Origin of the sequence: Kribbella lupini (assembly GCF_039529595.1) — a bacterium.
GTDB classification, from domain to species: domain Bacteria; phylum Actinomycetota; class Actinomycetes; order Propionibacteriales; family Kribbellaceae; genus Kribbella; species Kribbella lupini.
The window spans coordinates 2239832-2262382 of the sequence record NZ_BAAANC010000002.1 but is presented as its reverse complement, the minus strand read 5'-3'; the positions used below and the strand labels follow the sequence as shown (position 1 = coordinate 2262382).

The window sequence follows — 22551 nt, the reverse complement described above, 5'->3', positions numbered from 1 at the left end:
AATCAGAGCACGCCGCCCGTCGTTCTGCCACGGCTCGTGAGTCGCAAGTAGTAACCATCGGCGTCGAACAGCCGAAAGTCCCGCAGCCCCCACGGTTGCGTCCGCGGTTCGCTCTCGACCGGCCAACCGCCGGCGACCACCCGCGCGTATTCCGCGTCCAGGTCGTCCACCTCGAGCACGAGCTCGGTCCCGGCCGGCACCCGCCGGTGCGCGGGGTCGACCACCTCCGACCGCTCGCCGATCCCGATCCGTGCCGTCCCTCGTCCCATCCACAGGTAGCCCGGCTGACGGTTCAGCTCCTCGAAGCCGAGCACCCGGCGGTAGAACTCACCGGCCGCCTCCAGGTCCCGCGCGAACACCTCGACCCGCAACGTCATCACCATGCCGAGGATCCTCACCGCTCAAGCCCGCTTGAGGTCAAGGCGGAGGACCTCACTGCCGGTCCCGGCCGCGGAGAGCTTTCCGAAACAGCCGCGTCATGCCTGCTTGCTAGCGTCCGCCGCATGATCGACGGCGCAGTTCTCCACCCGGTCGCACCCACCGACCCCACGCTGGTCGCGCTCACCACCGCCCAGCAGGCCGAGCTCGCCGCCCTCTACGGCGAGGACCAGCCGCTCGTCACCCCGCACCCGGACACGGCCTTCACGCTGCTCCTCGTCGACGGCACCCCCGTCGGCTGCATCGGCCTCCAACCGGTCACCTCGGAGCTCGGCGAGATCAAGCGCCTGTACGTCGAACCGTCCTCCCGCGGCTGGGGCCTGTCCCGCCTGCTCCTCACCGCTGTGGAAAACCAGGCCGTCGACCAGGGCCTGACCACCCTGCGCCTCGAAACCGGCACCGAGCAGCACGCCGCCATCGCCCTCTACACCGGCCACGGCTACCAGCCGATCCCCGCCTATCCACCCTTCGAAGACGAACCGGCATCCCTCTGCTTCGCCAAGCTACTCAGCTGAGGGGACGGTACAGATCCTCGAGGCCTACCTTCAGAACAGCGGGCTCGAGGTCGGGCTCGAACCCGGCGCCGCTGTAGCAGGCAAGAACCGTGCCGCTGGTGTCGTAGTCCTTGGAGAGCAGCTCGCGAGCGCGTTCCAGGCGGGCCACATGACGGCGCCCCATCACCTCGCCCCACTTGGCCTCGCCGAGCGCCAGCACCCGACGGCGCTGACCCGGTTGCGCGGGCGCGAGTACGACGACGTCGATCTCGATCTGGGACCGCCTGGAACGATCGGCAACGACGCCCGCTCCGATCTCCCCCGGCAGTTCGCCGTACAGGTCGGGTGGAGCGGCCATCGCGAAATCACGGCAGAGCTGCTCGAAGTGCGGGCCGACGACCTGGGAGGCGAACCGCTGGCGCGCGGCGGACCAGACGTTCGCCGAGCGCCCGCTCTCCAGCAAACCCCACTGCGGGCGCATCACCACTTGGTAGAACACGACCAGCGGTTCGGCCACCTGGTACATCGATCGGCCGGAACGGAAGAGGTCCTGCTGCCGGCGAAGCAACCCGCTGTCCTCCAGCACCAGCAGGTGGTGACCGATATCCGTCGCCTTGCGCCCGATGTAGTTGGCGATACCTCCGCGCGTTCCGTTGCCATTGGCAACTGCTGCGAGCACTGAGTGGTAGAGCGCGGTGTCCCGGACCTCGGTCTCCTCCTCCAGGAGGTAACGTGCCTCGCGGAAGAGCGGGCTGGCCGGACTCAGCACGGTGCGCAGCAGCCAGTCGTCGAAGGTCTTCGCCGATCGCGGGCTGTCCTCGTCGACGAACCGCCGGTACGCCGGAGTGCCGCCGACGACCGAGTGCAGCAGAACCGCCAGCCTGGGATCCTCCACCTGCCAGAACTCGGCGGCGAGCAGGTGGTCGAACGGCTTGACGATCAGTTCGAGGTTCGCCCGGCCGCGTAGCGGCGCCGTACCGGAGAGCAGTCCACCCATCACCGACATCGCGGATCCGCAGAGCAGCAACTGCGTTGCGTGGCCCTCCGGCACCGCACGGTCGAACTCACGCTGGAGGATCGACGGCAATGACGGCGACATCTTGCTCAGGTACGGGAACTCGTCGATCACGAACGGACCAGCCGACGGCGGCAGCGCGAAGAGGTACCGGATCGCGTCGTCCCAGCTCTCGAACCGCGGCGGAGCGGCGGCGCCGGTGTGCGCGGCGAGCGCGTCGGCGAACAGCGCGAGCGACTCCGTCTCGGTCGCCTGTGTCGCTCCGAAGTACAGGCCGCCGGTCTGCTCGGCCAGCGCCTGGAGCAGGAAAGTCTTACCCTGCCGACGCCTGCCGCTGACGACCCCCAACCGGGGGCGCTCAGGCGCACCATCCGCGAAACGCGACAGGTGCTGCCACTCGGCGTCGCGGGCGAAGATCCAGTCAGGCTTCTGCATGATGTATGAGTGTACTTATTATAAATACATTTATACAACTTGCGTCAGCTGAGGTTGAGGACCAGGTCGGCGCCTTCGCGGTGGAAGCCGAGTTTGTCGAGGTAGGAGGCGGACTCGCGCATGCGGCGGGGGGCGACGACCTGGTGGAAGCCGTGGTCGGTGAAGACGTCGCTGCGGCGGTAGACGAACTCGCCGGGGGTGAAGTCCCGGTACTCCGGCAGGACGTAGTCCAGGTCGATCTGTGCGCGACCCTCGCCGGCGTCGTGGGCCAGGACGACGCCGACGGTGCGTTCGCCGCGCTGGACCAGGAACGCGTACGGCGCGGTGGGGACGGAGAAGTCGGGGTTGAAGCGGCTGATGTCCTTGGCGTGCGCGTCCAGCACGTGCTTCAGGTAGGTGTCACCGGCACCGACCTGCAGCACGGCGTACTCGGAGGTGTCGTGGCGGTGCCGGAGCAGGCGGTAGAGCTGGACGACGTTGATGACCGCGAGCACCGCGTTCATGCCGACCATCGGCCAGACGCCGATCACCAGGTTGAAGGCGACCAGGATGACGCAGCCGACCAGGTTCAGCAGGCGGAGCCGCAGGATCCGGGTCTGCAGCAACGACGCGACCACCAGGGCCGAACCGCCCCAGCCGATGATGCTCCACAAGTCCATGGCCGGAGACTAGACCAGCTCGTCGCGTGGACTGCTCTTCGTTCCACGTGGAACGGAACGATCAGGAGTCCGGCCCGGTCTCGCCGTTCTTCTCGAAGCCGGTCAGCGGGACGTAGCTCGTCCACGGACCGAGCGCGAAGTACCCCCGCCCGTACGGCGTGACGGCCGCGCCGGCCTCCCAGTACGGGACCCGTCGGAGGCCGTACCGGACGTACCGCACCTCCGGGTCCTCACCCGCGCGCACCCGCGCGGCGTCCTGGGCGCAGGCCGGGACGGTGCGGGTGCCGTACTTCGGCTGCGTCCACACGATGTCGGTCGTCGACGGACCGTGCTGCGGGTTGAAGAAGCACGGCACCCGCCGGATCGGGACCGGCTCGCCCTCGACTCGCGCCCGGACGCAGACGATCGCGTACCGCCCGGTCGCCAGCGCGTCGGTCACCGCGCTGATCCCCTCGGCGGACCGGATCCCCTTGACCGCGCGCTGCGCCGCCTCGTACGCGTCGAGCGCGATCTGGAAGTCCGCCCGGGCATCGACGTCCAGCTCACGCCCGGTCACCCGGGCGTCGAGCCGCGCCAGCTCCTCGCCGAGCAGAGTGATGTCCTCGTCGGCCAGCCGCCGGATCTCGGCCAGCTCCTCGGCGTCGCCGCGACGAGCGCTGCGCCGGTCCCACACGTACCGGCCCAGCAGCACCACCCCACCGCCTCCCAGGGCGGCCAGCAACCACTCCATCCACAGAAGTTACCTTCCTGTGGACAGAGCTGTGTACAACTCACAGGCCACGATCAGGTCACCGCTGATCAGCTCACCCGCGCGCGGCCCACCAGGCGAGCAGCGCCTCGCGAGCGGCCTCGGCACCGATCTCGCCCTGGTCCATCCGCAGCTCCATCAGGAACTTGTACGCCTCGCCGACCTCGCGACCGGGCCCGATCCCGAGGATCTCCATGATCTGGTTGCCGTCCAGGTCGGGCCGGATCGAGTCCAGCTCCTCCTGCTCGCGCAGCCGGTCGATCCGCACTTCCAGGTCGTCGTACGCCGCGCGCAGGGCGTCCGCCTTGCGCTTGTTCCGCGTGGTCGAGTCGGCCCGGGTCAGCACGTGCAGGCGGCTCAGCAGCTTGCCCGCGTCGCGGACGTACCGGCGTACGGCGGAATCGGTCCACTCGCCGGTGCCGTACCCGTGGAAGCGCAGGTGCAGCTCGACCAGCTTGCCGACGTCGTCGATCTGCTCGTTGCTGAACCGCAGCGCCCGCATCCGCTTCTTGGCCAGCTTCGCGCCGACCACGTCGTGGTGGTGGAAGGTGACCTTGCCGTCGCCCTCGAACTTGCGCGTCCTCGGCTTGCCGATGTCGTGGATCAGCGCGGCGAACCGGACCACGAAGTCCGGCGCCTCGATGCCGTCCTTCTTCAGCCGCGGCTCCAGGTCGATCGCCTGGTCGAGCACGGTCAGCGAGTGCTGGTAGACGTCCTTGTGCCGGTGGTGCTCGTCCAGCTCGAGCCGCAGCGCCGGCAGTTCCGGCAGCACGTGGTCGGCCAGCCCGGTCGACACGAGCAGGTCCAAACCGACCCGCGGGTACGGCGCGCAGACCAGCTTCTCCAGCTCGTCGCGGACGCGCTCGGCCGACACGATCGCGATCCGGTCGGCCATCGCGGTCATCGCCTCGACCACCGCCGGGTCGGGGGTGAACGCCAGCTGGGCCGCGAAGCGCGCCGCCCGCATCATCCGCAGCGGGTCGTCGGAGAACGAGTCCTCCGGGGAGCCCGGCGTCCGGATCACCTTGTGCGCGACGTCCTCGAGACCGCCGTACGGGTCGACGAAGCGGTGGGACGGGAGCAGCACCGCCATCGCGTTCATGGCGAAGTCTCGCCGCGCCAGGTCGTCCTCCAGGGTGTCGCCGTAGGCGACCTCCGGTTTGCGCGAGGTGGGATCGTAGGACTCCGAGCGATAGGTGGTGATCTCCAGGACCCAGTCGTCCTTGCGGCAGCCGATGGTGCCGAAGGCCTTGCCGATGTCCCAGACGTGGTCGGCCCAGCCGGCCAGCAGCCGCTGGACGACGTCGGGCCGGGCCGAGGTGGCGAAGTCGAGATCCTTGCTCCCACGATCGAGGAGAATGTCGCGCACAGGACCTCCGACCAGCGCGATCTCGTGGCCGGCCGCGTCGAAGCGGGCACCCAGCTCGTCGACCACCGGGGCGATCTTCAGCAGCGCCTGGACGCCTTGCCGCTGGATGGCGGACAACGATCCGGAGGAGCGCGACTGGTCGGGAGTAGGAGACACGGGGAACTAGGTTACGGTGACGGCGTGTTCAGACGGCGACTGAGGCTCTGCGCGAGCGTGGGCGCGAGCCTGGTGATCGCTGCGTCGGTGGCGGCCCAGCCGGCCCCGGACGCGGCCGCCGCCCCCTCGGCGGAGGACCCGGTGGTCGACGTGGCCATCGACTCCTTCACGCCGACCGCGCCGAAGGTCGGCGACCAGGTGGTGATCACCGGCCGGGTCACCAACACCAGCTCGGCCACGCTGGGCAACCCGCAGGCCGCGGTCTGCATCGTCGACAAGCGGCTGACCACCCGCGCGCAGCTGGCCGCGATCCCGACCGAGGCCGACCAGCCGCTGAACGACCGCAACGACTGCGTCGGGCTGAACAACTCCGACTCCACCACCTTCCAGGAGTACGACGCCCCGCTGGCCCCGAAGGCCACGGTCCCGTTCCGGCTCGTGGTGCGCTGGTCGGACTGGGGCCTGACCTCCAAGCAGCCTGGTGCCTACACGGTCGGCGTCCGCTTCCGCGGCGACTACACCAACGAGGAGACCGGTGACACCGGCCGGATCTCGGCCGGCCTGGCCCGGACCCTGATGCCGGTGGTCCCCGCGACGCCGATGCCGCGCAAGGTGAGCACCGCCCTGGTGATCCCGCTGCGGCACCGCCCGACGCTGCTGACCGGCGACCGGTTCACGAACGATTCTCTGGCGGACGCGCTGGCCCCGGCCGGTGAGCTCGGCCGACTGCTCGCGATCGGCAAGGCCCAGAAGGTCACCTGGCTGGTCGACCCGGCGATGCTCGACGAGGTCAAGCGGATGGCCGCCGGCTACCGCGTCACCGACAACGGCCAGACCCGGGCCGGCAAGGGCCAGAAGGTCGCCGCCGCCTGGATCGCGGCCTTCAACGCGAGCCGGGCCCGCAATCCCGTGGTGCTGCTCCCGTACGGCGACCCGGACGTCGGCAGCCTGATCGACGGCGGCGCCCCGCTGCGCGACCTGGTCGGTCAGACCCGCACCGCGACCGAGCAGTACAACCTCGGCGGTCCGCAGTACTTCCAGTCCGGCCTGTGGCTGGAGAACGGCTCCGCCAGCAGCCGCACCCTCGCCGCCGCCTCGACCGGGTACGCCGGGACGAAGCCCGACGACGTCAACCTGGTCCCCAGCTCCGCCTGGACGCCCAACACCCGCCCCGCGCTGGCGCCGACTCCGATGTACGACATCACGACGCCCGAGGGCCCGGTGAAGAGCGTCCGCACGGTGATCGCCGACTCGGCGCTGACCGCGGGCGGCCCGGACCCGACGACCGCGAACGATCCGATCCAGGTCCGGCAGCGGTTCGCCGCCGAGACCGCCCTGCTCGCCTCGACCGGCAAGGGGCAGATCACCGTCGTCGCCCTGCCGCCGCGGGGCTGGGACGAGACCGGTCAGTCCACGGCCGCGCTGGCCAGTGGCCTGACGTTGCCCTGGACAACTCCGGTCGGCCTGGACGTCTTCTACCGCGCCGACCCGGCCCACCCGCAGGCGAAGCCGGTGCTGACCAGGGGCCCGAACGTGCCGCGCTCCACGCCCGGCCTGACCGCCAACCAGTTGCAGCAGGTCAAGTCGCTGGCGAGCGCGACCACGACGTACCTCTCGCTGCTGACCGACCGCTCCCGCGCCGACGAGAACCTGCGCCGCGCGCTGCTGCGCAGCACGTCGACCAGCTGGCGCGGCTTCCCCGACGAGTCGCAGCGGTTCGCGACCGCGGAGCTGAGCTCGGTGAACTCCCTGCTCGGCAAGGTCCACCTGGTCACCAACGCCGGCGCCAACGGCCGCGAGCTGAAGGTGAACCTGTCCGGCAGCAAGGGCACGTTCCCGCTGACCATCGCCAACGAGCTGCCGCTGTCGGTCCGGGTCCGGGTCGTGGTCCGCTCGGTCAACCGGACCGACCTGCGGATCGACCCGGTCCAGATCCGGACGATCCCGCCGGGGCAGAAGGCGACGTACCAGATCGACGCGAGCGCCGAGCAGAACGGCCTGATCCGCGCCGAGGCGCAGGTGGTGACGGTGGACGAGCTGTCGGTCGGCAGCTCGCGCGAGCTCGTCATCCAGGCCGCGCAGTACGGCAGTGTCGGCTGGATCCTGGTCGGCTCCGCCGTCGCTCTGTTGTTCGGTACGTCGGCGGTCCGGATCTATCGGCGGGTGCGCTCGGAGCGGCGCAACCCGACACCCGAGCCCGGCGACGACCCCCTGCACCCGGCCCCGATCGACCCGGCCGCGCTGGCGGCCGACACCCCGTCGAACGGGCTCGGCCCCGACGAGTCCCATCCGGACGAGCCGAACCCGCTGGCCCCGGCCGAACCGCTGCGGATCACCCCCGAGAGTCTGAAAGAAGGAGTCGGGTCGAAGGATGGCTGACCGCACCCTGCGTTCCGCGGCGGTGATGGCAGCCGGGACGGTGCTGTCCCGCCTGCTCGGCTTCGTCCGGATCGCCCTGCTCGCGGCCGCGATCGGCACCGCGCTGCGCGGCGACATCTTCACCGCCGCCAACACGATCCCGAACAGCCTCTACATCCTGCTGGCCGGCGGCGTGTTCAACACCGTGCTGGTGCCGCAGCTGGTCCGCGCGATCAAGAACCACGACGACGGCGGCCAGGACTTCACCAACCGGCTGCTCACCTTCGGGTTCGTCGTGCTCGCGGTCGTGACCGTCGGCTGCGTGCTGCTGGCCCCGGCGATCGCCGAGCTGTACCTGCCCAAGGAGCTGCACGACCCGTCCCGGGCGGCCGAGAAGGCGAACATGATCATGTTCGTCCGGCTCTGCCTGCCGCAGATCTTCTTCTACGGCGCGTTCGTGCTGGTCGGCCAGGTGCTGAACGCGCGGCGCCGGTTCGGCCCGATGATGTGGGCGCCGATCGCGAACAACATCGTCGCCTGCGCGTCGATCGTGGTCTTCCTGCTGGTCTACCGCACCGGCGACAACCCGCCGACGTACAGCACGAACGAGGAGCTGCTGCTGGGCCTCGGCCACACGGTGGGGATCGCGGTCCAGCTGCTCGTCCTGCTGCCGTACCTCCGGGCCAGCGGTCACCACTACCGGCCGAAGTTCGGGCTGCGTGGCACCGGGCTCGGCCACACCGCGAAGCTCGGCCTGTGGACGGTCCTGTTCGTCGCGGTGAACCAGGTGACGCTCGTCGTGGTCACCCAGCTCGCGATCGCCGGTAGCGCGAGCGACGACCCCGGCGCGAAGGCGGGTCTGTTCGCGTACAGCACGGCGATGCTGATCATCCTGGTGCCGCACGGCATCGTGACCGTCTCGCTGGCGACGGCCGCGATGCCGCAGATGTCGTCGCTGGCCGCCGACGGCGACGTCACCGAGGTGGCCCGGCTGTCGGCGCGCTCGATCCGGCAGACGCTGGCCATCGTCGTCCCGGCCGCGGCCGCGATGGTCGCGTTCGCGCACCCGATCGTGTCGGTGATCGCCGGCTACGGCTCCGGCAAGAACAACCTGACGCTGATGGCGTACACGCTGATGACGCTGGCGCTCGGCCTGGTGCCGTACACGGTGCAGTACTTCCAGCTGCGCACGTTCTACGCGTTCGAGGACACCCGGACGCCGTTCTTCCTGCAGGTCGCCATCGCGGCCACCAACATCACCGCCGCGCTGGTCGGCGTCAGGGTGATCCTGGACGCCGACCACCTGCGCTACAGCGGTGTGATGCTCGGGGCGGCGTACGCGCTGTCGTACCTGGTCGCGGTGGTGATCTCGCGGCGGGTGCTGTCCCGCAAGGTGCCGCGGGTGCACGGCGCCGGGATCGGGCTGCCGATGCTCGCGATGGTGATCGCCGCGGTCATCGGCGCCGGGATCGGCCGCGCTGTCTTGTCGGTCGTGAACGCGCAGGTCGAGTGGAGCGGCCCGGTGGCCTCGATCCTCCAGCTCGGCATCGGCGCCGTGGTGATGCTGCCGGTGTACGTCGGGGTCGCCCGGGTGCTGCGGATCCACGAGGTCACCGACGTGGTGTCCATGGTCACATCGAAGCTGCCCGGAAGGGCCCGCCGCTCCTGATCCGCGCTGCTTGTGCACTCGTGCCCGCCAGTTGGGTGGGTCAGGGCACTAGCATGGGGCTGCGATCGGACCGCCATCCGCTCGCAACCGGGTCCTCGCGACGGATCCGGAGCGGAGACGCAGGCCGACCAGTGCATCGAGGAGGGCGAGAGACACCGTGTCGAACCAGACCGTCAGTCCTGGTGCCCTGCTCGCCGGCCGCTACCGGATCGCCGAGCTGCTCGCGGAGATCGACGGTGCGCGGGTGTGGCGGGCAGTGGACGAGGTGCTCAGCCGAGCGGTCGTCGTGGACGTCCTCCCGGTGGGCGACCCCCGGACCAACGTCCTCTTCGACGCGGCCCGGCGTGCCGCGGCCGCGAACGACCCCCGCTTCCTGCGCGTGCTCGACTGCGACGTCTTCGAAGGTGTCACCTACTGCGTGCGCGAGTGGGCCGGCGGCCGCCCGCTGGAGCGGATGCTCGGCGCCGGACCGCTGACCGGCCAGCAGGCCGGCTGGCTGGCCCGCGAGGTCTCCGAAGCGCTCGAGAACCTGCACCGCACCGGTCACTCGCACGGCTCGATCAGCCCGGCCACGGTCGTCGTCACCGATGCCGGTGCGATCAAGGTGGTCGGGCTCGCCACCGAAGCCGCGCTGCGCTCCACCGGCCCCGGTACGCCGGAGCAGGACGTCCGAGCGCTCGGTGAGCTCCTCTACGCGTCGCTGACCGGCCGCTGGCCCGGACCGGCTCCGGCCTGGGGGCTGCAGCCCGCTCCGGTCGAGCACGGCCGACTGCTCAGCCCACGTCAGGTCCGCGCCGGCGTACCGCGCTCCCTCGACGACATCGCCGACCGGCTGCTCGGTGACCCGCCCCGGCACCACGCCGCGGTGATCACCAGCGCGGCCGGACTGTCGGCCGCCCTGTCCGGTGTCGTCGGCAGCTCGCACGAGCCGCCGAGCCAAATGGACGAGACGGTCGCGGTCGCCCGGCAGAACGGCAGCATCGACGACGCCACTCAGGTCGTTCCGGCCACGCCGCCGCCCGCGCTCGACCCGACCCCGCCACGAGCCCACAGCAACGGCCAGGCCCAGGCGGCGTACGCGTCGACCCAGGAGACCCAGCCGGTACGGCGCCAGCAGCCCGCGCAGAACGGCGGCGGCCGACGGCGGCCACCGGTCGACGAGCCTCGGCGGGGCGGCAGCTGGGGTGGGCGGATCCTGATCCTGCTGGCGGTGCTCGCGCTGCTGTCCGTCGTACTGATGGCGCAGTTCCTGGTGAAGGGCGCGATCAACAAGGAGCAGGGCGGCAGCGAGACGACGCCGGACGCGCCGCAGAGCTCCGGCCCGCCGCCGTCGACCGGTGCGGCCGCCACGATCGTGGGCGCCAAGGACTTCGACCCGGAGCCGAAGGGCAACGGCGAGGAGCACCCCGAGGACGTGCCGAACACGTACGACAAGAAGCCGGGCACGACCTGGACGACGATGTCGTACAAGAACCGGCCCGACCTCGGCGGCACCAAGCCCGGCGTCGGCATCGTCTACGACCTCGGTCAGGTGACCGCCGTGTCGTCGGTGACGGTCGGCCTGGTCGGTGACGGCACCGACCTGGAGCTGATGGTCCCGGAGGACGACCCGAACACGTCGCCGGCCGCCGCCAGCGGCTGGAAGTCGGTGGCCAAGGCCGAGGACGCGGGCGAGTCGGCCGAGCTGAAGCCGGCCGCGCCGGTCCAGTCGCGGTACGTTCTGGTCTGGCTGACGAAGCTGCCCAAGGAGGGCGGCGGGTACCGCGGCGAGATCTCGGAGGTCAAGATCCAGAAATGACCTCCGACATCACCCGGATCGGCCCGCCCCCCAGCCCGGGGACGGTGCCGCCGCAGGGCTACGAGGCGATGGACGACCACGAGCTGCTCCGGCTGCACGTGGCCGGCAACCCCGACACGTTCGGCTACCTGGTCAAGCGGCACCGGGACCGGATGTGGGCGGTCGCGATCCGGACGCTCGGCGAGCCGGAGGAGGCCGCGGACGCGCTGCAGGAGGCGTTCATCTCGGCGTTCCGCCGGGCCGACTCGTTCCGCGGCGACGCCAAGGTGACCACCTGGCTGCACCGGATCGTGGTGAACGCCTGCCTGGACCGGATCCGCCGCCGGCAGGTCCGGGCCGCCGACCCGCTGCCGGAGGACGAGGACCGCGCCGCCGAGCTGGCCGGCCCGGCCGAGGACGACCCGGCCGAGGTGCGGGAGCGCCGGCTGGACGTGCTGCACGCACTGAAGCAGATCAACGTGGACCAGCGCAGCGCGCTGGTCCTGGTCGACATGGAGGGGTACTCGATCGAGGAGGCGGCCGCCATCCTCGGGTGCGCGCCGGGCACGGTGAAGAGCCGCTGCGCGCGGGGGCGGGCCAAGTTGCTCCCGCTGCTGCGGCACTGGCAGACCACCCGCGGTGGCGGCGCCGACGACGACGTACCGGCGGTCAAGAAGACGGCCACGACGAGTTCGGGAACGGTGGGAACCGAATGACCGGGTCGCCCGTCGAAGCAGAGTCGCCCACCCGCGACCTGTCCGCGCACCCCGACCGGAGCACTCCACCGATGACCAACCTGCGCACGTCCCGCGAGGGGGCGGATCCACGATGACCGACGCCGGTCTGCCGACCAGTGAGCACCTCGAGCACCTCGACACCGACACCATCGCCGACCTGATCGAGAACCTGCTGCCCGCGCCCGAGGCGCACAGCGCCCGGGAGCACGTGAAGGCCTGCCCGGACTGCCAGCAGACGTACGACGCGCTGCTGCAGCTGACCGAGGACCTGGCCGACGAGGGCCGGATGGACATCCCGATGCCGGCCGACGTGGCCGAGCACCTGAACGCCGTGATCGCGTCGGAGTCCGTACTGCGCGCCTCGACGGTCGGGGTGCACTCGCTGGTCCAGCTCCGCGAGGAGCCCCGCCGGCACCTGCCGAAACTGCTGCTCGCCGCGGCGGCCGTGATCGTCATCGCCGGAGCCGGGGTGGTCGGCGTCGTACTGGCCACCGCGGACCACAGCCAGGAAGGCGCTGCCGGGATCGGCAGTCCGACGTCGGTGCCCAGCATCTCCACCGATCAGGTGGGTCCGGACGCCCAGCGTTGGCTCGAGGGAGCCAAGGGCCCGGTCCTGCACGGCGAAGCCGCCGAGCTGGACTGCGCCAGGCAGTTCGCCTCCACCCAGCCGGACTCCGAGCTCCGGTTGGTGCAGCCCGCGACGGTCGACGGCAAGCGGTCGACGGTGATCGGGCTGCCGGGTGGATCGGCCCGGGAGGTCAAGGTCTTCGTGGTGACCGGATGTAGCGGTTCCGGCGGGATCGCGACGCCCTTCTACGACACCACTGTCACCCTGCGCAATCGCTGATTCCGTTCGGTGAGCCACTGGCTTGCCGAACGGCCGCGATGGGTACCGTGGGAATGGTCGGCCTCTAGGATCCGTTGAGTACGACGTCAAGTCTCTTCGGAAGCTAGGAAGGCCATTCGTGAGCGACACAGCCGTTCGCAACGTGATCATCATCGGCTCGGGCCCCGCGGGTTACACCGCTGCGGTGTATGCCGCGCGGGCGCAGCTGGAGCCGCTGGTCTTCGAGGGCTCGGTGACCGCCGGCGGTGCGTTGATGACGACCACCGAGGTGGAGAACTACCCCGGTTTCTCGCAGGGCATCATGGGCCCGAACCTGATGTCGGAGATGCGCGACCAGGCGGAGCGCTTCGGCGCGGAGCTGGTCCCCGACGACATCGTCAGCGTGGACCTGACCGGTGACATCAAGTCCGTCACCGACTCGGCCGGCACCGTGCACCAGGCCAAGACCGTGATCCTGGCGATGGGCTCGGGCTACCGCAAGCTGGGCCTGCCGAACGAGGAGGTCCTGTCCGGACGCGGCGTGTCCTGGTGCGCGACCTGTGACGGGTTCTTCTTCAAGCAGCACGAGATCGCCGTCGTCGGTGGTGGTGACACCGCGATCGAGGAGGCGACCTTCCTGACCCGCTTCGCCGACAAGGTGACGATCGTGCACCGTCGCGACGAGCTGCGCGCCTCCAAGATCATGGCCGAGCGCGCCTTCGCGAACGACAAGATCGAGTTCGCCTGGAACTCGGCGGTCTCGGAGATCCAGGGCGACGGCAAGCTGACCGGCGTCCAGCTGACCGACACCGTCACCGGTGAGAAGCGCGACCTGCCGGTCACCGGCCTGTTCATCGCGATCGGTCACGACCCGCGCTCGGAGCTGGTCAAGGGCCAGGTGCACCTGGACGAGGACGGCTACGTGCTGGTCCAGCCGGGCACCACCGAGACCAACCTGCCGGGCGTGTTCGCGGCCGGCGACCTGGTCGACCACACCTACCGCCAGGCCATCACCGCGGCCGGCACCGGCTGTTCCGCGGCCCTGGACGCCGAGCGCTTCCTGGCCACGCTGGAGTTCGCGGAGGGTCACAGTGACTCGGCCGCGGCGGCGGCAGCCACCGAGCCCGTCTCTGTCTGACCTACACCCCCTCGAGTACCAACCTCTTAAGGAGTTCGCCGTGGGCGAGAAGATGAACGCCGTCACCGATGCCGAGTTCGACCAGACCGTGCTGAAGAGCGACAAGCCGGTGCTGGTGGACTTCTGGGCCGAGTGGTGCGGCCCGTGCCGCCAGGTCTCCCCGATCCTGGAGGAGCTGGCGCAGGACCACAGCGACAAGCTGACCTTCCTGAAGATGAACGTTGACGAGAACCCGGTCACCCCGAGCAACTACCGCGTCACCGGTATCCCTACCATCAACGTCTACGTGAACGGTGAGCTGGCCAAGTCCATCGTCGGTGCGAAGCCGAAGGCGGCGCTGCTGAAGGAACTGGCCGACTTCACGAGCTGAACTGCCTGATGTCGTCCTCTCCGGAGGACACGATTCCGCCGCACGGCAAGGAGCATTGATGGAAGCCAGCAACGGCGCCCGGATCTACCGGATCGGTGACAGCGGCGAGGCGGTGGCCGAGATCATCGGCAAGCTGCAGCGTCTCGGCCTGCTGGCACCGGGCGACCACTTCGTCTACGACGAGGAGACCGCGCACGCCGTACGGGGCTTCCAGCAGCAACGCGGGCTGATGATCGACGGCATCGTCGGCCCGCAGACCTACCGGGCGATCGACGACGCGCGCTGGCGGCTGGGCGACCGGTTGCTGACGTACGTCGTGTCGCACCCGTTGACCGGGGACGACGTGCTCGCCCTGCAGGCCAAGTTGCAGGAGCTCGGGTTCGCCGTGGCGCGGGTGGACGGCATCTTCGGTGCCGACACCCAGCGCGCGGTGACCGAGTTCCAGCGCAACATGGGCCTGCCGGCCGACGGCACCTGCGGCCCGTCCACCTTCAAGGCGCTGCAGCGGATCCGCCCGATGGCGACCGGCGGCCGCCCGGACGCGCTGCGGTCCGCCGAGGCGGTTCGCGCGGCTGGTCCGCGGCTGTCCGGCAAGACCGTCGTGATCGACCCGGGCCACGGTGGCTTCGACTACGGCTGGGAAGGCTTCGGGCTGCGGGAGTCGGACGTGGCCTACGACCTGGCCGCCCGGATCGAGGGCCGGCTGGGCGCCACCGGCGTACGGGCTTATCTGTCGCGTGGCCGCGACCAGGGTCCGGACGAGCTGGCCCGAGCAGCTTTCGCGAACGAGACCGACGCGAACCTCTGCGTCTCGCTGCACACCGACGGCTCGATGAACCCCGAGGCCCAGGGCGTCGCGACGTACTACTACGGCGCCGACCTGCACGGGACGTCGTCCAGCATCGGTGAGCAGTTCGCCGGGCTGGTCCAGCGCGAGATCGTCGCCCGGACCGACCTGCTGAACTGCCGCACCCACCAGAAGACCTGGGACCTGCTGCGCCGGACGCGGATGCCGGCCGTCCGGCTCGAGATCGGCTACGTGACCAACCCGCACGACGCGTCGCGGCTGGCCGACCCCGAGTTCCGCGACGTGGTCGCCGAGGCGATCGTGGTCGCGATCCAGCGGGTCTACCTCCCGCCGGAGCAGGACGCCGCGACCGGCATGCTGCGCTTCGGTCAGTTGACTGTCTGAGCCGTGAGAGAGCCGCCCACCTGCTGGTGGGCGGCTCTTTTTCTGCCCGGCCGATCAGTTTTCTGAACGTTCCAGCGCGATCGTCGGCAGGATCCGGTCGAGCCGCCGCGGCAGCCACCACGCGCGGTTGCCGAACAACCGCAGTACCGACGGTACGACGACGCAGCGGATCAGCAGCGCGTCCACCAGTACGGCGGTCGCCAGGCCGAGCCCGAACTGCTGCAGCATCCGGTCCGGACTGAGCAGGAACGCCCCGAAGACGACGATCATGATCGCGGCCGCGGCAGTGATCACGCTGCCGGTGTTGGCCAGCCCCTCGCGGACCGCCTGGACGGGATCGCCGCTACGCCGCCACTCCTCGTGGATCCGGGAGATCAGGAAGACCTCGTAGTCCATCGAGAGCCCGAACACGATCGCGAAGATCATCACCGGCACGAACGCCTCGATCGGCCCGGGCTGCGCACCGAACCAGCCCTCCTGGAAGACCAGCGTGATGACGCCGAGCGCGGCGCCGATGCTGAGCAGGTTGAGCACGGCCGCCTTGAGCGGGATCAGCACCGAGCGGAAGACCGCCAGGAGGAGCAGGGCGGACAGCCCGACCACGACCAGGACGAAGATCGGCAGCCGGCTGCTCACCGCGTCGGCGAAGTCGACCGCGGCCGCCGTCGAGCCGCCGACCAGGTACGTCGCCTTCGTCTCCTTGGCGACCGCCGGCAGGGTCTGATCCCGCAGCGTGCCGACCAGCTGGTTGGTCGCTTCGTCCTGCGGGGCCGAGGTCGGGAAGACGAGCATCGTGGAGATCGCGCCGTCCGGACTGGGCTGCGGCGGCGTCACGGCCGCGATCCCGGGTTCGGTGGCCAGTCGGCGATTCAGTGTGTCGGCCGCGGCGCGATCGCCTTCGGTGACGACGATCAGCGGACCGTTCACGCCGGGTCCGAAGCCCTGGGCCAGCAGGTCGTACGCCTTCCGGCTGGTCTTCGCCGGGTCGTCGGTGCCGGCGTCGGCGAAGCCGAGCCGCAGGTCGAGCGCGGGCAGGCAGAGGACGACGAGTGCCGTGACGCCGAGCAGCAGCGGCGTCCACGGCCGGCGCTGGACGAGACCGGCGAGCTTGCGCCAGCCGTCGCCCGGCGCACGGCGTGCTTTGGCGGCGTGCTTGAGCACGCTGCGCTCGATCCGCTTCCCGAACAGGGTGAGGAGGGCGGGCAGAAGGGTGATCGCGGCGAGCATCGTCATCAGGACGGTCAGCGTGACGCCGAGCGCCATGCCCTGCAGGGCTCCGAGTCCCAGAGCCAGCAGGCCGAGCAGTGCGATGACGACGGTGCAGCCGGCGAAGAGGACGGATCGGCCGGCGGTGTCGAGAGCGATCTCCGCGGCGCGTTCGCGTTCGACGCCGTGCCGGAGCTCGCCACGGTAGCGGGAGAAGATCAGCAGCGCGTAGTCGATGCCGACGCCGAGACCGACCAGCATCATCACCGGCGCGGTGTAGTCGGGCACGGTGAACAGGTGCGACGCGAGCACCAGCAGGCCGAGCGTGCTGCCGACGGCGAAGACCGCGGTCAGCAACGGCAAGGTTGCCGCTAGCAACGATCCGAAGAGGAACACGAGGATCACCAGCGCGGCCAGGATGCCCGCGCCTTCGGCCGCTCCCCCGGCGCTCTCGGCCGCTTCCCGGACGACGTCGCCGCCGAGCTCGACCTGAAGCCCTTGCTGGGCAGCGTTCTGAGCCTCGGTGATGATCGCGCGGACCGCCGCCGGATCAACGCCGGTGCCGTCGAGCGTCACCGTCGAGTACGCCGTACGGCCGTCCTCCGCGAGTGAGCCCTGACCGGCGTACGGATCGGCGACCTCGGCGACGTGCGGCAGGTCGCGGACTTTGCCGAGCATTGCTTCGACGCGAGCCTTGGTGGCCGGCTCGTTCAGGTCTCCCGCCAGGACGATCTGCAGCTCGTCGGCGGTGCCTCGTGGCTGGTGCTTGTCGAGCACGTCCATCACGCGCTGGGAGTCCGTGCCGGGCAGCGAGGTGTCGTTCTCGTACGCGTTGCCGACCAGCATCGAGGCGGCGGTGACCGCGACCAGCGCGAGCACCCACAGGGCGACGGCCGGGCCTGCGTGCCGCTGGGCCCAGCCGGCGATGCGGTGGAGCAGCCCCGGACTGGTCGGCGGCCGGACGGGAGTCTGGACGGTCATGGTTTGTGCCTCGCTTTGCTACATGTAGCCGTTCTACTTATCTACTGACGACGGTAGCAGCCGTATGGGTAGACTGGCTACATGAAGGCGGATGCGCTGCGTGGACACCTCGACCCGATGATCCTGGCGGTCGTCGAGCACGAGCCCCTGCACGGCTACGCGATCATGGAGGCGCTGCAGGAACGCAGCGGCGGCGCGGTGGACCTGCCGACCGGCACGCTGTACCCCGCGCTGCGCCGGCTCGAGCGCGCGGGCTACCTGGCCAGCGAGTGGAGCACGGTGAGCGGGCGGAAGCGCCGGACGTACCAGCTGACGTCAGCCGGGCAGAAGATGCTCGTGGACGGGCGCGGTGAGTGGGAGACGTTCCGCACGGTCATCGAGGGCGTACTGCGGCCCCGAACGACCTAAGCCAGGCGCAGGCAGCGCTGAGCGCTGTAGGAAACCAGCAGCAGTGGCAGCAGGACGAACCCGCCGACCACGCCGAGTCCTGCCAGGTTCGAGCCGTCCAGCTCGGTGCTGAACCAGCCCATCAGCACGGCGATCGTGCCGACCGCTGCAGCGCTGACCAGGGCAAAGACCGCCGTCGCGCGGGCCACCCGCTCCCGCAGCCACGGGTAGCGCAGGCCGAGACCGGTCCCGACGACGGCCAGGACCGCTCCGACGATCGACAGCGAGCCGGTCACCATCACCGACCGGTTGAGCAGGTCGAGCAACGGCGTGGTCCCCTCCGGCTGCTGCGTCCAGGCCCAGGCGCCCTCCTGCCAGACGATCGGCTGCGCGATCATCACCAGGAACAGCATCAACGCCGTACGCCGGCTCTGCGCGATCCCGAGCTCCGCCCGGTACCCCGGGACCACCTCGGCCAGCTCGCCGAAGTCGGCCACCGCGTTCTGCTCGGCCTCGAGGCGCCCCAGACCACCGGCCTCGTACGCCTCGGTGGCGTCCTCCAGGCTGTCCCGCGCCTCGGCCATCAGGTCGGCACGGCGCCGACGGGGTCCGCTGAGCGCGCTGCTGAGGTCGGCCATGTAGACGTCGACAGGACTGGGCACGGTCCCAGTATGGGGAACCGGCGCCCGGTTCACGTCCGGGTGACCACTGATTCTTCCCTGGCTGCCCGGCGCTTGCGGCGGTGACCGAGCACGAAGAAGCCGACGTACGAGACGATCAGCAGTGCGAACCCGACCTTCTCCGCGATCGGGGTGGCGCCCTCCGGCCAGATCCGGCCGTCCAGGTAGTGCGCGATGTAACCGCCGTCGTACGGCACCTCGCCGCCCTCGCGGCGGAAGTGCTTCTCGACGCCGGTCAGCGGGCAGGCGAAGTCGAGCGTGACGTTGACGATGTTGTAGACGCCGACCGCCAGGTGCGCCCAGATCACCTTGCGCCAGCGCCAGGCCAAGAACCCGCCGATCGCGAAGAACAGCAGGAAGGCGCCGTGCAGCACCATCATCACGTCGGCGAGCAGGCGGTAGACCATGGCGGGCCCTTCTGTGTGGTCAGCCGGGCGCGTGCTGGAGGCGCTGGGGTTCCTTGACCTCGCGTACCGTGACCGGCCGCGGCGACGGCGCCTCCGGCCGGATCACACCCCAGACCCGTTCGACGGCCGCCTCCATCTCGCTGCGCCACGTCACGGTCGACCGCAGATCCAGCCGCAGCCGCGGGTTGCGCGGGTGCTCCCGTACGACGCCGAAGCCGACCGCCCGCAGGAAGTCGGTCGGCCAGACGCATCCCGGCCCGTCCCAGCGCGAGTCACCGAACGCCTCGACGGCGCGGAAGCCCCGCTTGAGCACGTCCTTCGCCACCGCTTGGACGAGCAGCTTGCCGAGCCCCATCCCGAGGTAGCGCGGCAGGACCCGCCCGGTCGCCAGGACGACGGCGTCGGGGCTGACCGGCGCCGTCGGAAACGCCTGGATCCGCGGCAGGTTCGCGGCCGGACCGTAGATCACGTACCCGGCCGGCTGCTCGTCGACGTACAGGAGGAAGCCCGCCGACCCCCAGTCGAGCAGGAGTTGGGACAGCCAGGCTTCCTTCTCCAGCTCGGTGTCGCCGGTCCGGTTCGCCGTCTGGGCGGCCACCGGGTCGAGCTCCCAGAACACACAGGCCCGGCACGGCGCCGGGAGCTCGCCGAGGTTGGCGAGCGTCAACGGTTCCAGCCGGCGGGCCATCAGCGGGCCCTGGTGCTTTCGGGACTCATCGGAGCCTCGGAACTCATCGCGCCGCCGGGGCCGGCGTCCGCGCGTCGGGCGTCTCCGCCGCCTCCGGCGCGACGTACCGCTGCTGCACCTTGTCCGCCGGCTGCCGTCTGAACAGCTCGCCGGCGAATCCGGCGAGCAGGCCGAGAACCAGCCCTCCGAGTGCCAAACCGAACGCCTTGCCCACGCTCATTCCGATCCTGCCTTCCGCGGTGCCGCCAGGTCGCGCCGCGTGAGGTGTGGCCGGCCGCCGTCTCAGCTGCCAGTCCGCGGCATGGTCGAACCTGCCCCTATAAGGCATGGTAGTGAGAGGAAGCGCCGATCGGTATCCACGCGCCCGGATACCACGGCGTAGCCTTGAGACTTCCCCCTCGAGTCCCTGGAGCCGCTCCGTGAGTGCAGACCTGCCCGACGTCCGGCAGACCCGTCTCGACAACTACGTCGACCGGTACGCAGCACGGACCAAGGGCATGACCGCATCGGAGATCCGGGCCCTGTTCTCGGTCGCGAGCCGGCCTGAGGTGGTCTCGCTGGCCGGCGGCATGCCGAACATCGGCGGTCTCCCGCTCGACGTGGTGGGCTCGGCGGTGCGCGACCTGGTCGTCGACCACGGCGCCACCGCGATGCAGTACGGCTCCGGCCAGGGCGATCCCACGCTGCGCGACCAGATCTGCGACGTGATGCGGCTGGAAGGCATCGACGCGCATCCGGACGACGTGGTGGTCACCGTCGGCAGCCAGCAGGCGGTCGACCTGGTGACGCGGGTGTTCTGCGACCCGGGTGACGTGGTGATCTGCGAGGCGCCGTCGTACGTCGGGGCGCTGGGCGTCTTCCGCGCGTACCAGTGTGAGGTCGTGCACGTCGCGATGGACGACGACGGCGTCGTACCGGAGGCGCTGGAGCAGGCGATCGCCACCGTGCGTGCGGCCGGCAAGCGGATCAAGTTCTTCTACACGATCCCGAACTTCCACAACCCGGCCGGCGTCTCGCTGTCCTCGGAGCGGCGCGGGCGGGTGCTGGAGATCTGCCAGCGCAACGACCTGCTGGTGCTGGAGGACAACCCGTACGGCCTGCTCGGCTTCGACGGCGAGCCGCGGCGGGCGTTGCGCGCGGACGACCGCGAAGGCGTGATCTACCTCGGGTCGTTCTCGAAGACGTTCGCGCCGGGGTTTCGGGTGGGCTGGGCGGTCGCGCCGCACGCCGTACGGGAGAAACTCGTGCTGGCGCAGGAGTCGGCGACCCTGTGTCCACCGGTGTTCAGCCAGCTGGCCATCTCGTCGTACCTGACCAGGCACGACTGGATGGGGCAGGTGAAGCAGTTCCGCGAGATGTACCGCGAGCGACGGGACGCGATGCTCGCGGCGCTCACCGAGAAGATGCCTGCAGCAACGACCTGGACGAAGCCGGACGGTGGTTTCTACGTCTGGCTGACGCTGCCGGACGGCCTGGACGCGAAGGCGATGCTGCCGCGCGCGGTCACGGCGCGCGTCGCGTACGTGCCCGGAACGGCCTTCTTCTCCGACGGTTTCGGCTCGCAGTGCATGCGGCTGTCGTACTGTCACCCGACGCCCGAACGGATCACCGAAGGTGTCGCCCGGCTGGCCGCGGTGATCAACGAGGAGCTCGAGCTGCGGCAGACCTTCGGGCCGCTGACTCCCGGCGCGGGCCACGACTACGACGCTCCGGGTCCGGAGCTGAGCTGATGCGGGGCCGGCGGCTCGCGCTAAATCCGTGCAGGGATCTTCGGGCGGCCCGTGGGTCCGCGAGCGGGTAGCGGTACCGTTCCCATGGGCCTCGGGACCGGCGCCGAGCCGGAATCGCCCACGAGTGATCGGGAAAGTTCTATGAGTGATCTGGGTCGAGTGCTGGTACTGGCCGGCGGTCTGTCGCACGAGCGGGACGTCTCGCTGCGCTCCGGGCGACGCGTCGCCGACGCCCTGCGCAGCGTGGGCGTCGAGGTCGAGCAACGCGACGTCGACGCGAGCCTGGTCGAGCGCCTGCGCAACGACCCGCCGGACGCGGTCTTCCCGGTCCTGCACGGCGTCACCGGCGAGGACGGCGCGCTCCGCCAGGTCCTCGACCTGTACGGCGTCCCGTACGTCGGCGCCGACGCGGCCGCGTGCCGTACGGCGTTCGACAAGCCGGTCGCGAGCACGATGGTCCGCTCGGCCGGGCTGCAGTCGCCGGAGTCGGTGGTGCTCGGCCACGACACGTTCCGCGAGCTCGGCGCCGCGGCGTTGATGGAAGCCGTCGTCGGCCAGATCGGGCTGCCGCTCGTGGTGAAGCCGGCGCGCGGCGGTTCGGCGCTCGGCGCTTCGATCGTGCGGACGCTGGATGAGCTGCCGTCGGCGATGGTGAACTGCTACGCGTACGGCCCGGTCGCGCTGATCGAGCGGTACATCGACGGGACCGAGGTCGCCGTCACCGTGGTCGACACGGGCGACGGGCCGCGGGCGCTGCCGGCGGTGGAGATCCAGCCGGACTCGGGGTTCTACGACTACGAGGCGCGGTACACGGCGGGGGCGACGCAGTTCGTCGTACCGGCTCGGTTGGATGCCGCGGTGGCGGCGGCCTGTGCTGACGCTGCGGTGACGGCGCACAGGGCGCTTGGCCTGCGGGACTTGTCGCGGTCGGACCTGGTCGTCGACGCCGACGGGGTGCCGTGGTTCCTCGAGGTCAACGTGGCGCCGGGGATGACAGAGACATCGCTGGTCCCGCTCGCTGCCGAGGCTGCTGGGATCGAGCTGGGTGTGCTGTGCCGCGATCTGCTGGCCGCGGCCGCTGCTCGTTGAGT

At 70.4% G+C, this 22551-nt stretch carries 22 protein-coding genes; 12 read left to right on the top strand and 10 right to left on the bottom strand.

Annotation, left to right across the window (positions count from 1 at the left end):
- Positions 1–2: 2 nt before the first annotated feature.
- Positions 3–383, bottom strand: coding sequence for a VOC family protein (locus tag ABD235_RS24110; RefSeq protein ID WP_344177785.1), 381 nt, complete (start codon positions 381–383; stop codon positions 3–5).
- 120 nt (positions 384–503) lie between these two features.
- On the opposite strand from ABD235_RS24110, the gene ABD235_RS24105 reads away from it, so the two are divergent.
- Positions 504–953 carry a GNAT family N-acetyltransferase gene (locus tag ABD235_RS24105; RefSeq protein ID WP_344177783.1) on the top strand — a complete coding sequence of 150 codons (450 nt, stop codon included), beginning with the start codon at positions 504–506 and terminating at the stop codon, positions 951–953.
- Here the strand turns inward: ABD235_RS24105 and ABD235_RS24100 are convergent.
- From ABD235_RS24100 to ABD235_RS24085, 4 genes are all read right to left on the bottom strand, one after another.
- Entirely contained in the window at positions 946–2382 is a 1437-nt protein-coding gene (locus ABD235_RS24100; protein ID WP_344177780.1) for an AAA family ATPase, read from the bottom strand. The two genes, ABD235_RS24105 and ABD235_RS24100, sit on opposite strands and share 8 nt — an antisense overlap.
- 44 nt (positions 2383–2426) lie before the next feature.
- Positions 2427–3041 carry a hypothetical protein gene (locus ABD235_RS24095; protein ID WP_344177778.1) on the bottom strand — a complete coding sequence of 205 codons (615 nt, stop codon included), beginning with the start codon at positions 3039–3041 and terminating at the stop codon, positions 2427–2429.
- A gap of 61 nt (positions 3042–3102) precedes the next feature.
- Positions 3103–3771: a hypothetical protein gene (locus tag ABD235_RS24090; protein ID WP_344177775.1), complete on the bottom strand. Its 669-nt coding sequence runs from the start codon at positions 3769–3771 to the stop codon at positions 3103–3105.
- A gap of 73 nt (positions 3772–3844) precedes the next feature.
- Positions 3845–5275 carry a CCA tRNA nucleotidyltransferase gene (locus tag ABD235_RS24085; RefSeq protein WP_344178737.1) on the bottom strand — a complete coding sequence of 477 codons (1431 nt, stop codon included), beginning with the start codon at positions 5273–5275 and terminating at the stop codon, positions 3845–3847.
- A gap of 63 nt (positions 5276–5338) precedes the next feature.
- Between ABD235_RS24085 and ABD235_RS24080 the strand changes: the two genes are divergently transcribed.
- The 8 genes from ABD235_RS24080 (at position 5339) to ABD235_RS24045 (ending at position 15381) form a co-directional block, all read left to right on the top strand.
- The gene (locus tag ABD235_RS24080; RefSeq protein WP_344177772.1) at positions 5339–7693 is read left to right on the top strand and encodes a DUF6049 family protein; all 2355 of its coding nucleotides are present in this window, start codon (positions 5339–5341) and stop codon (positions 7691–7693) included.
- On the top strand, positions 7686–9341 hold the full coding sequence (murJ, locus tag ABD235_RS24075) for a murein biosynthesis integral membrane protein MurJ (protein WP_344177770.1): 1656 nt from the start codon (positions 7686–7688) through the stop codon (positions 9339–9341). The genes ABD235_RS24080 and murJ overlap by 8 nt, the downstream gene beginning before the upstream one ends.
- A gap of 157 nt (positions 9342–9498) precedes the next feature.
- A complete protein-coding gene (locus tag ABD235_RS24070; protein ID WP_344177768.1) occupies positions 9499–11139 on the top strand; it encodes a protein kinase family protein in 1641 nt (546 codons plus the stop codon).
- Positions 11136–11834 carry an RNA polymerase sigma factor SigM gene (gene sigM, locus ABD235_RS24065; RefSeq protein ID WP_425553167.1) on the top strand — a complete coding sequence of 233 codons (699 nt, stop codon included), beginning with the start codon at positions 11136–11138 and terminating at the stop codon, positions 11832–11834. The genes ABD235_RS24070 and sigM overlap by 4 nt, the downstream gene beginning before the upstream one ends.
- 112 nt (positions 11835–11946) lie before the next feature.
- Positions 11947–12702: an anti-sigma factor family protein gene (locus ABD235_RS24060; RefSeq protein ID WP_344177766.1), complete on the top strand. Its 756-nt coding sequence runs from the start codon at positions 11947–11949 to the stop codon at positions 12700–12702.
- Between the two features lie 118 nt (positions 12703–12820).
- Complete coding sequence (trxB, locus tag ABD235_RS24055; protein WP_344177764.1) at positions 12821–13819, top strand: thioredoxin-disulfide reductase; 999 nt, start codon at positions 12821–12823, stop codon at positions 13817–13819.
- Between the two features lie 52 nt (positions 13820–13871).
- Positions 13872–14189: a thioredoxin gene (gene trxA / locus ABD235_RS24050; protein WP_202867696.1), complete on the top strand. Its 318-nt coding sequence runs from the start codon at positions 13872–13874 to the stop codon at positions 14187–14189.
- 58 nt (positions 14190–14247) lie between these two features.
- Entirely contained in the window at positions 14248–15381 is a 1134-nt protein-coding gene (locus tag ABD235_RS24045) for an N-acetylmuramoyl-L-alanine amidase (protein WP_344177761.1), read from the top strand.
- A 54-nt stretch (positions 15382–15435) separates the two neighbouring features.
- Here ABD235_RS24045 and ABD235_RS24040 read toward each other — a convergent pair whose 3' ends face one another.
- Entirely contained in the window at positions 15436–17568 is a 2133-nt protein-coding gene (locus ABD235_RS24040; RefSeq protein ID WP_344177759.1) for an MMPL family transporter, read from the bottom strand.
- A gap of 81 nt (positions 17569–17649) precedes the next feature.
- Between ABD235_RS24040 and ABD235_RS24035 the strand changes: the two genes are divergently transcribed.
- Positions 17650–17976, top strand: a complete 327-nt coding sequence (locus tag ABD235_RS24035) for a PadR family transcriptional regulator (RefSeq protein ID WP_344177756.1) — start codon at positions 17650–17652, stop codon at positions 17974–17976.
- On the opposite strand, the gene ABD235_RS24030 is transcribed toward ABD235_RS24035, so the two are convergent.
- From ABD235_RS24030 to ABD235_RS24015, 4 genes are read right to left on the bottom strand one after another with little or no spacing between them, the layout of a single operon-like run.
- Entirely contained in the window at positions 17973–18617 is a 645-nt protein-coding gene (locus tag ABD235_RS24030) for a permease prefix domain 1-containing protein (RefSeq protein WP_344177753.1), read from the bottom strand. The two genes, ABD235_RS24035 and ABD235_RS24030, sit on opposite strands and share 4 nt — an antisense overlap.
- A 29-nt stretch (positions 18618–18646) precedes the next feature.
- Positions 18647–19042, bottom strand: a complete 396-nt coding sequence (locus ABD235_RS24025; protein WP_344177751.1) for a DUF2784 domain-containing protein — start codon at positions 19040–19042, stop codon at positions 18647–18649.
- A gap of 19 nt (positions 19043–19061) precedes the next feature.
- The gene (locus tag ABD235_RS24020; RefSeq protein WP_344177749.1) at positions 19062–19730 is read right to left on the bottom strand and encodes a GNAT family N-acetyltransferase; all 669 of its coding nucleotides are present in this window, start codon (positions 19728–19730) and stop codon (positions 19062–19064) included.
- Between the two features lie 43 nt (positions 19731–19773).
- Positions 19774–19950 carry a hypothetical protein gene (locus ABD235_RS24015; protein ID WP_344177748.1) on the bottom strand — a complete coding sequence of 59 codons (177 nt, stop codon included), beginning with the start codon at positions 19948–19950 and terminating at the stop codon, positions 19774–19776.
- Between the two features lie 199 nt (positions 19951–20149).
- On the opposite strand from ABD235_RS24015, the gene ABD235_RS24010 reads away from it, so the two are divergent.
- Together ABD235_RS24010 and ABD235_RS24005 are read left to right on the top strand one after the other, a co-directional pair.
- Positions 20150–21460: an aminotransferase-like domain-containing protein gene (locus ABD235_RS24010; protein WP_344177746.1), complete on the top strand. Its 1311-nt coding sequence runs from the start codon at positions 20150–20152 to the stop codon at positions 21458–21460.
- Between the two features lie 141 nt (positions 21461–21601).
- Entirely contained in the window at positions 21602–22549 is a 948-nt protein-coding gene (locus ABD235_RS24005) for a D-alanine--D-alanine ligase family protein (RefSeq protein ID WP_344177744.1), read from the top strand.
- Positions 22550–22551 lie beyond the last annotated feature (2 nt).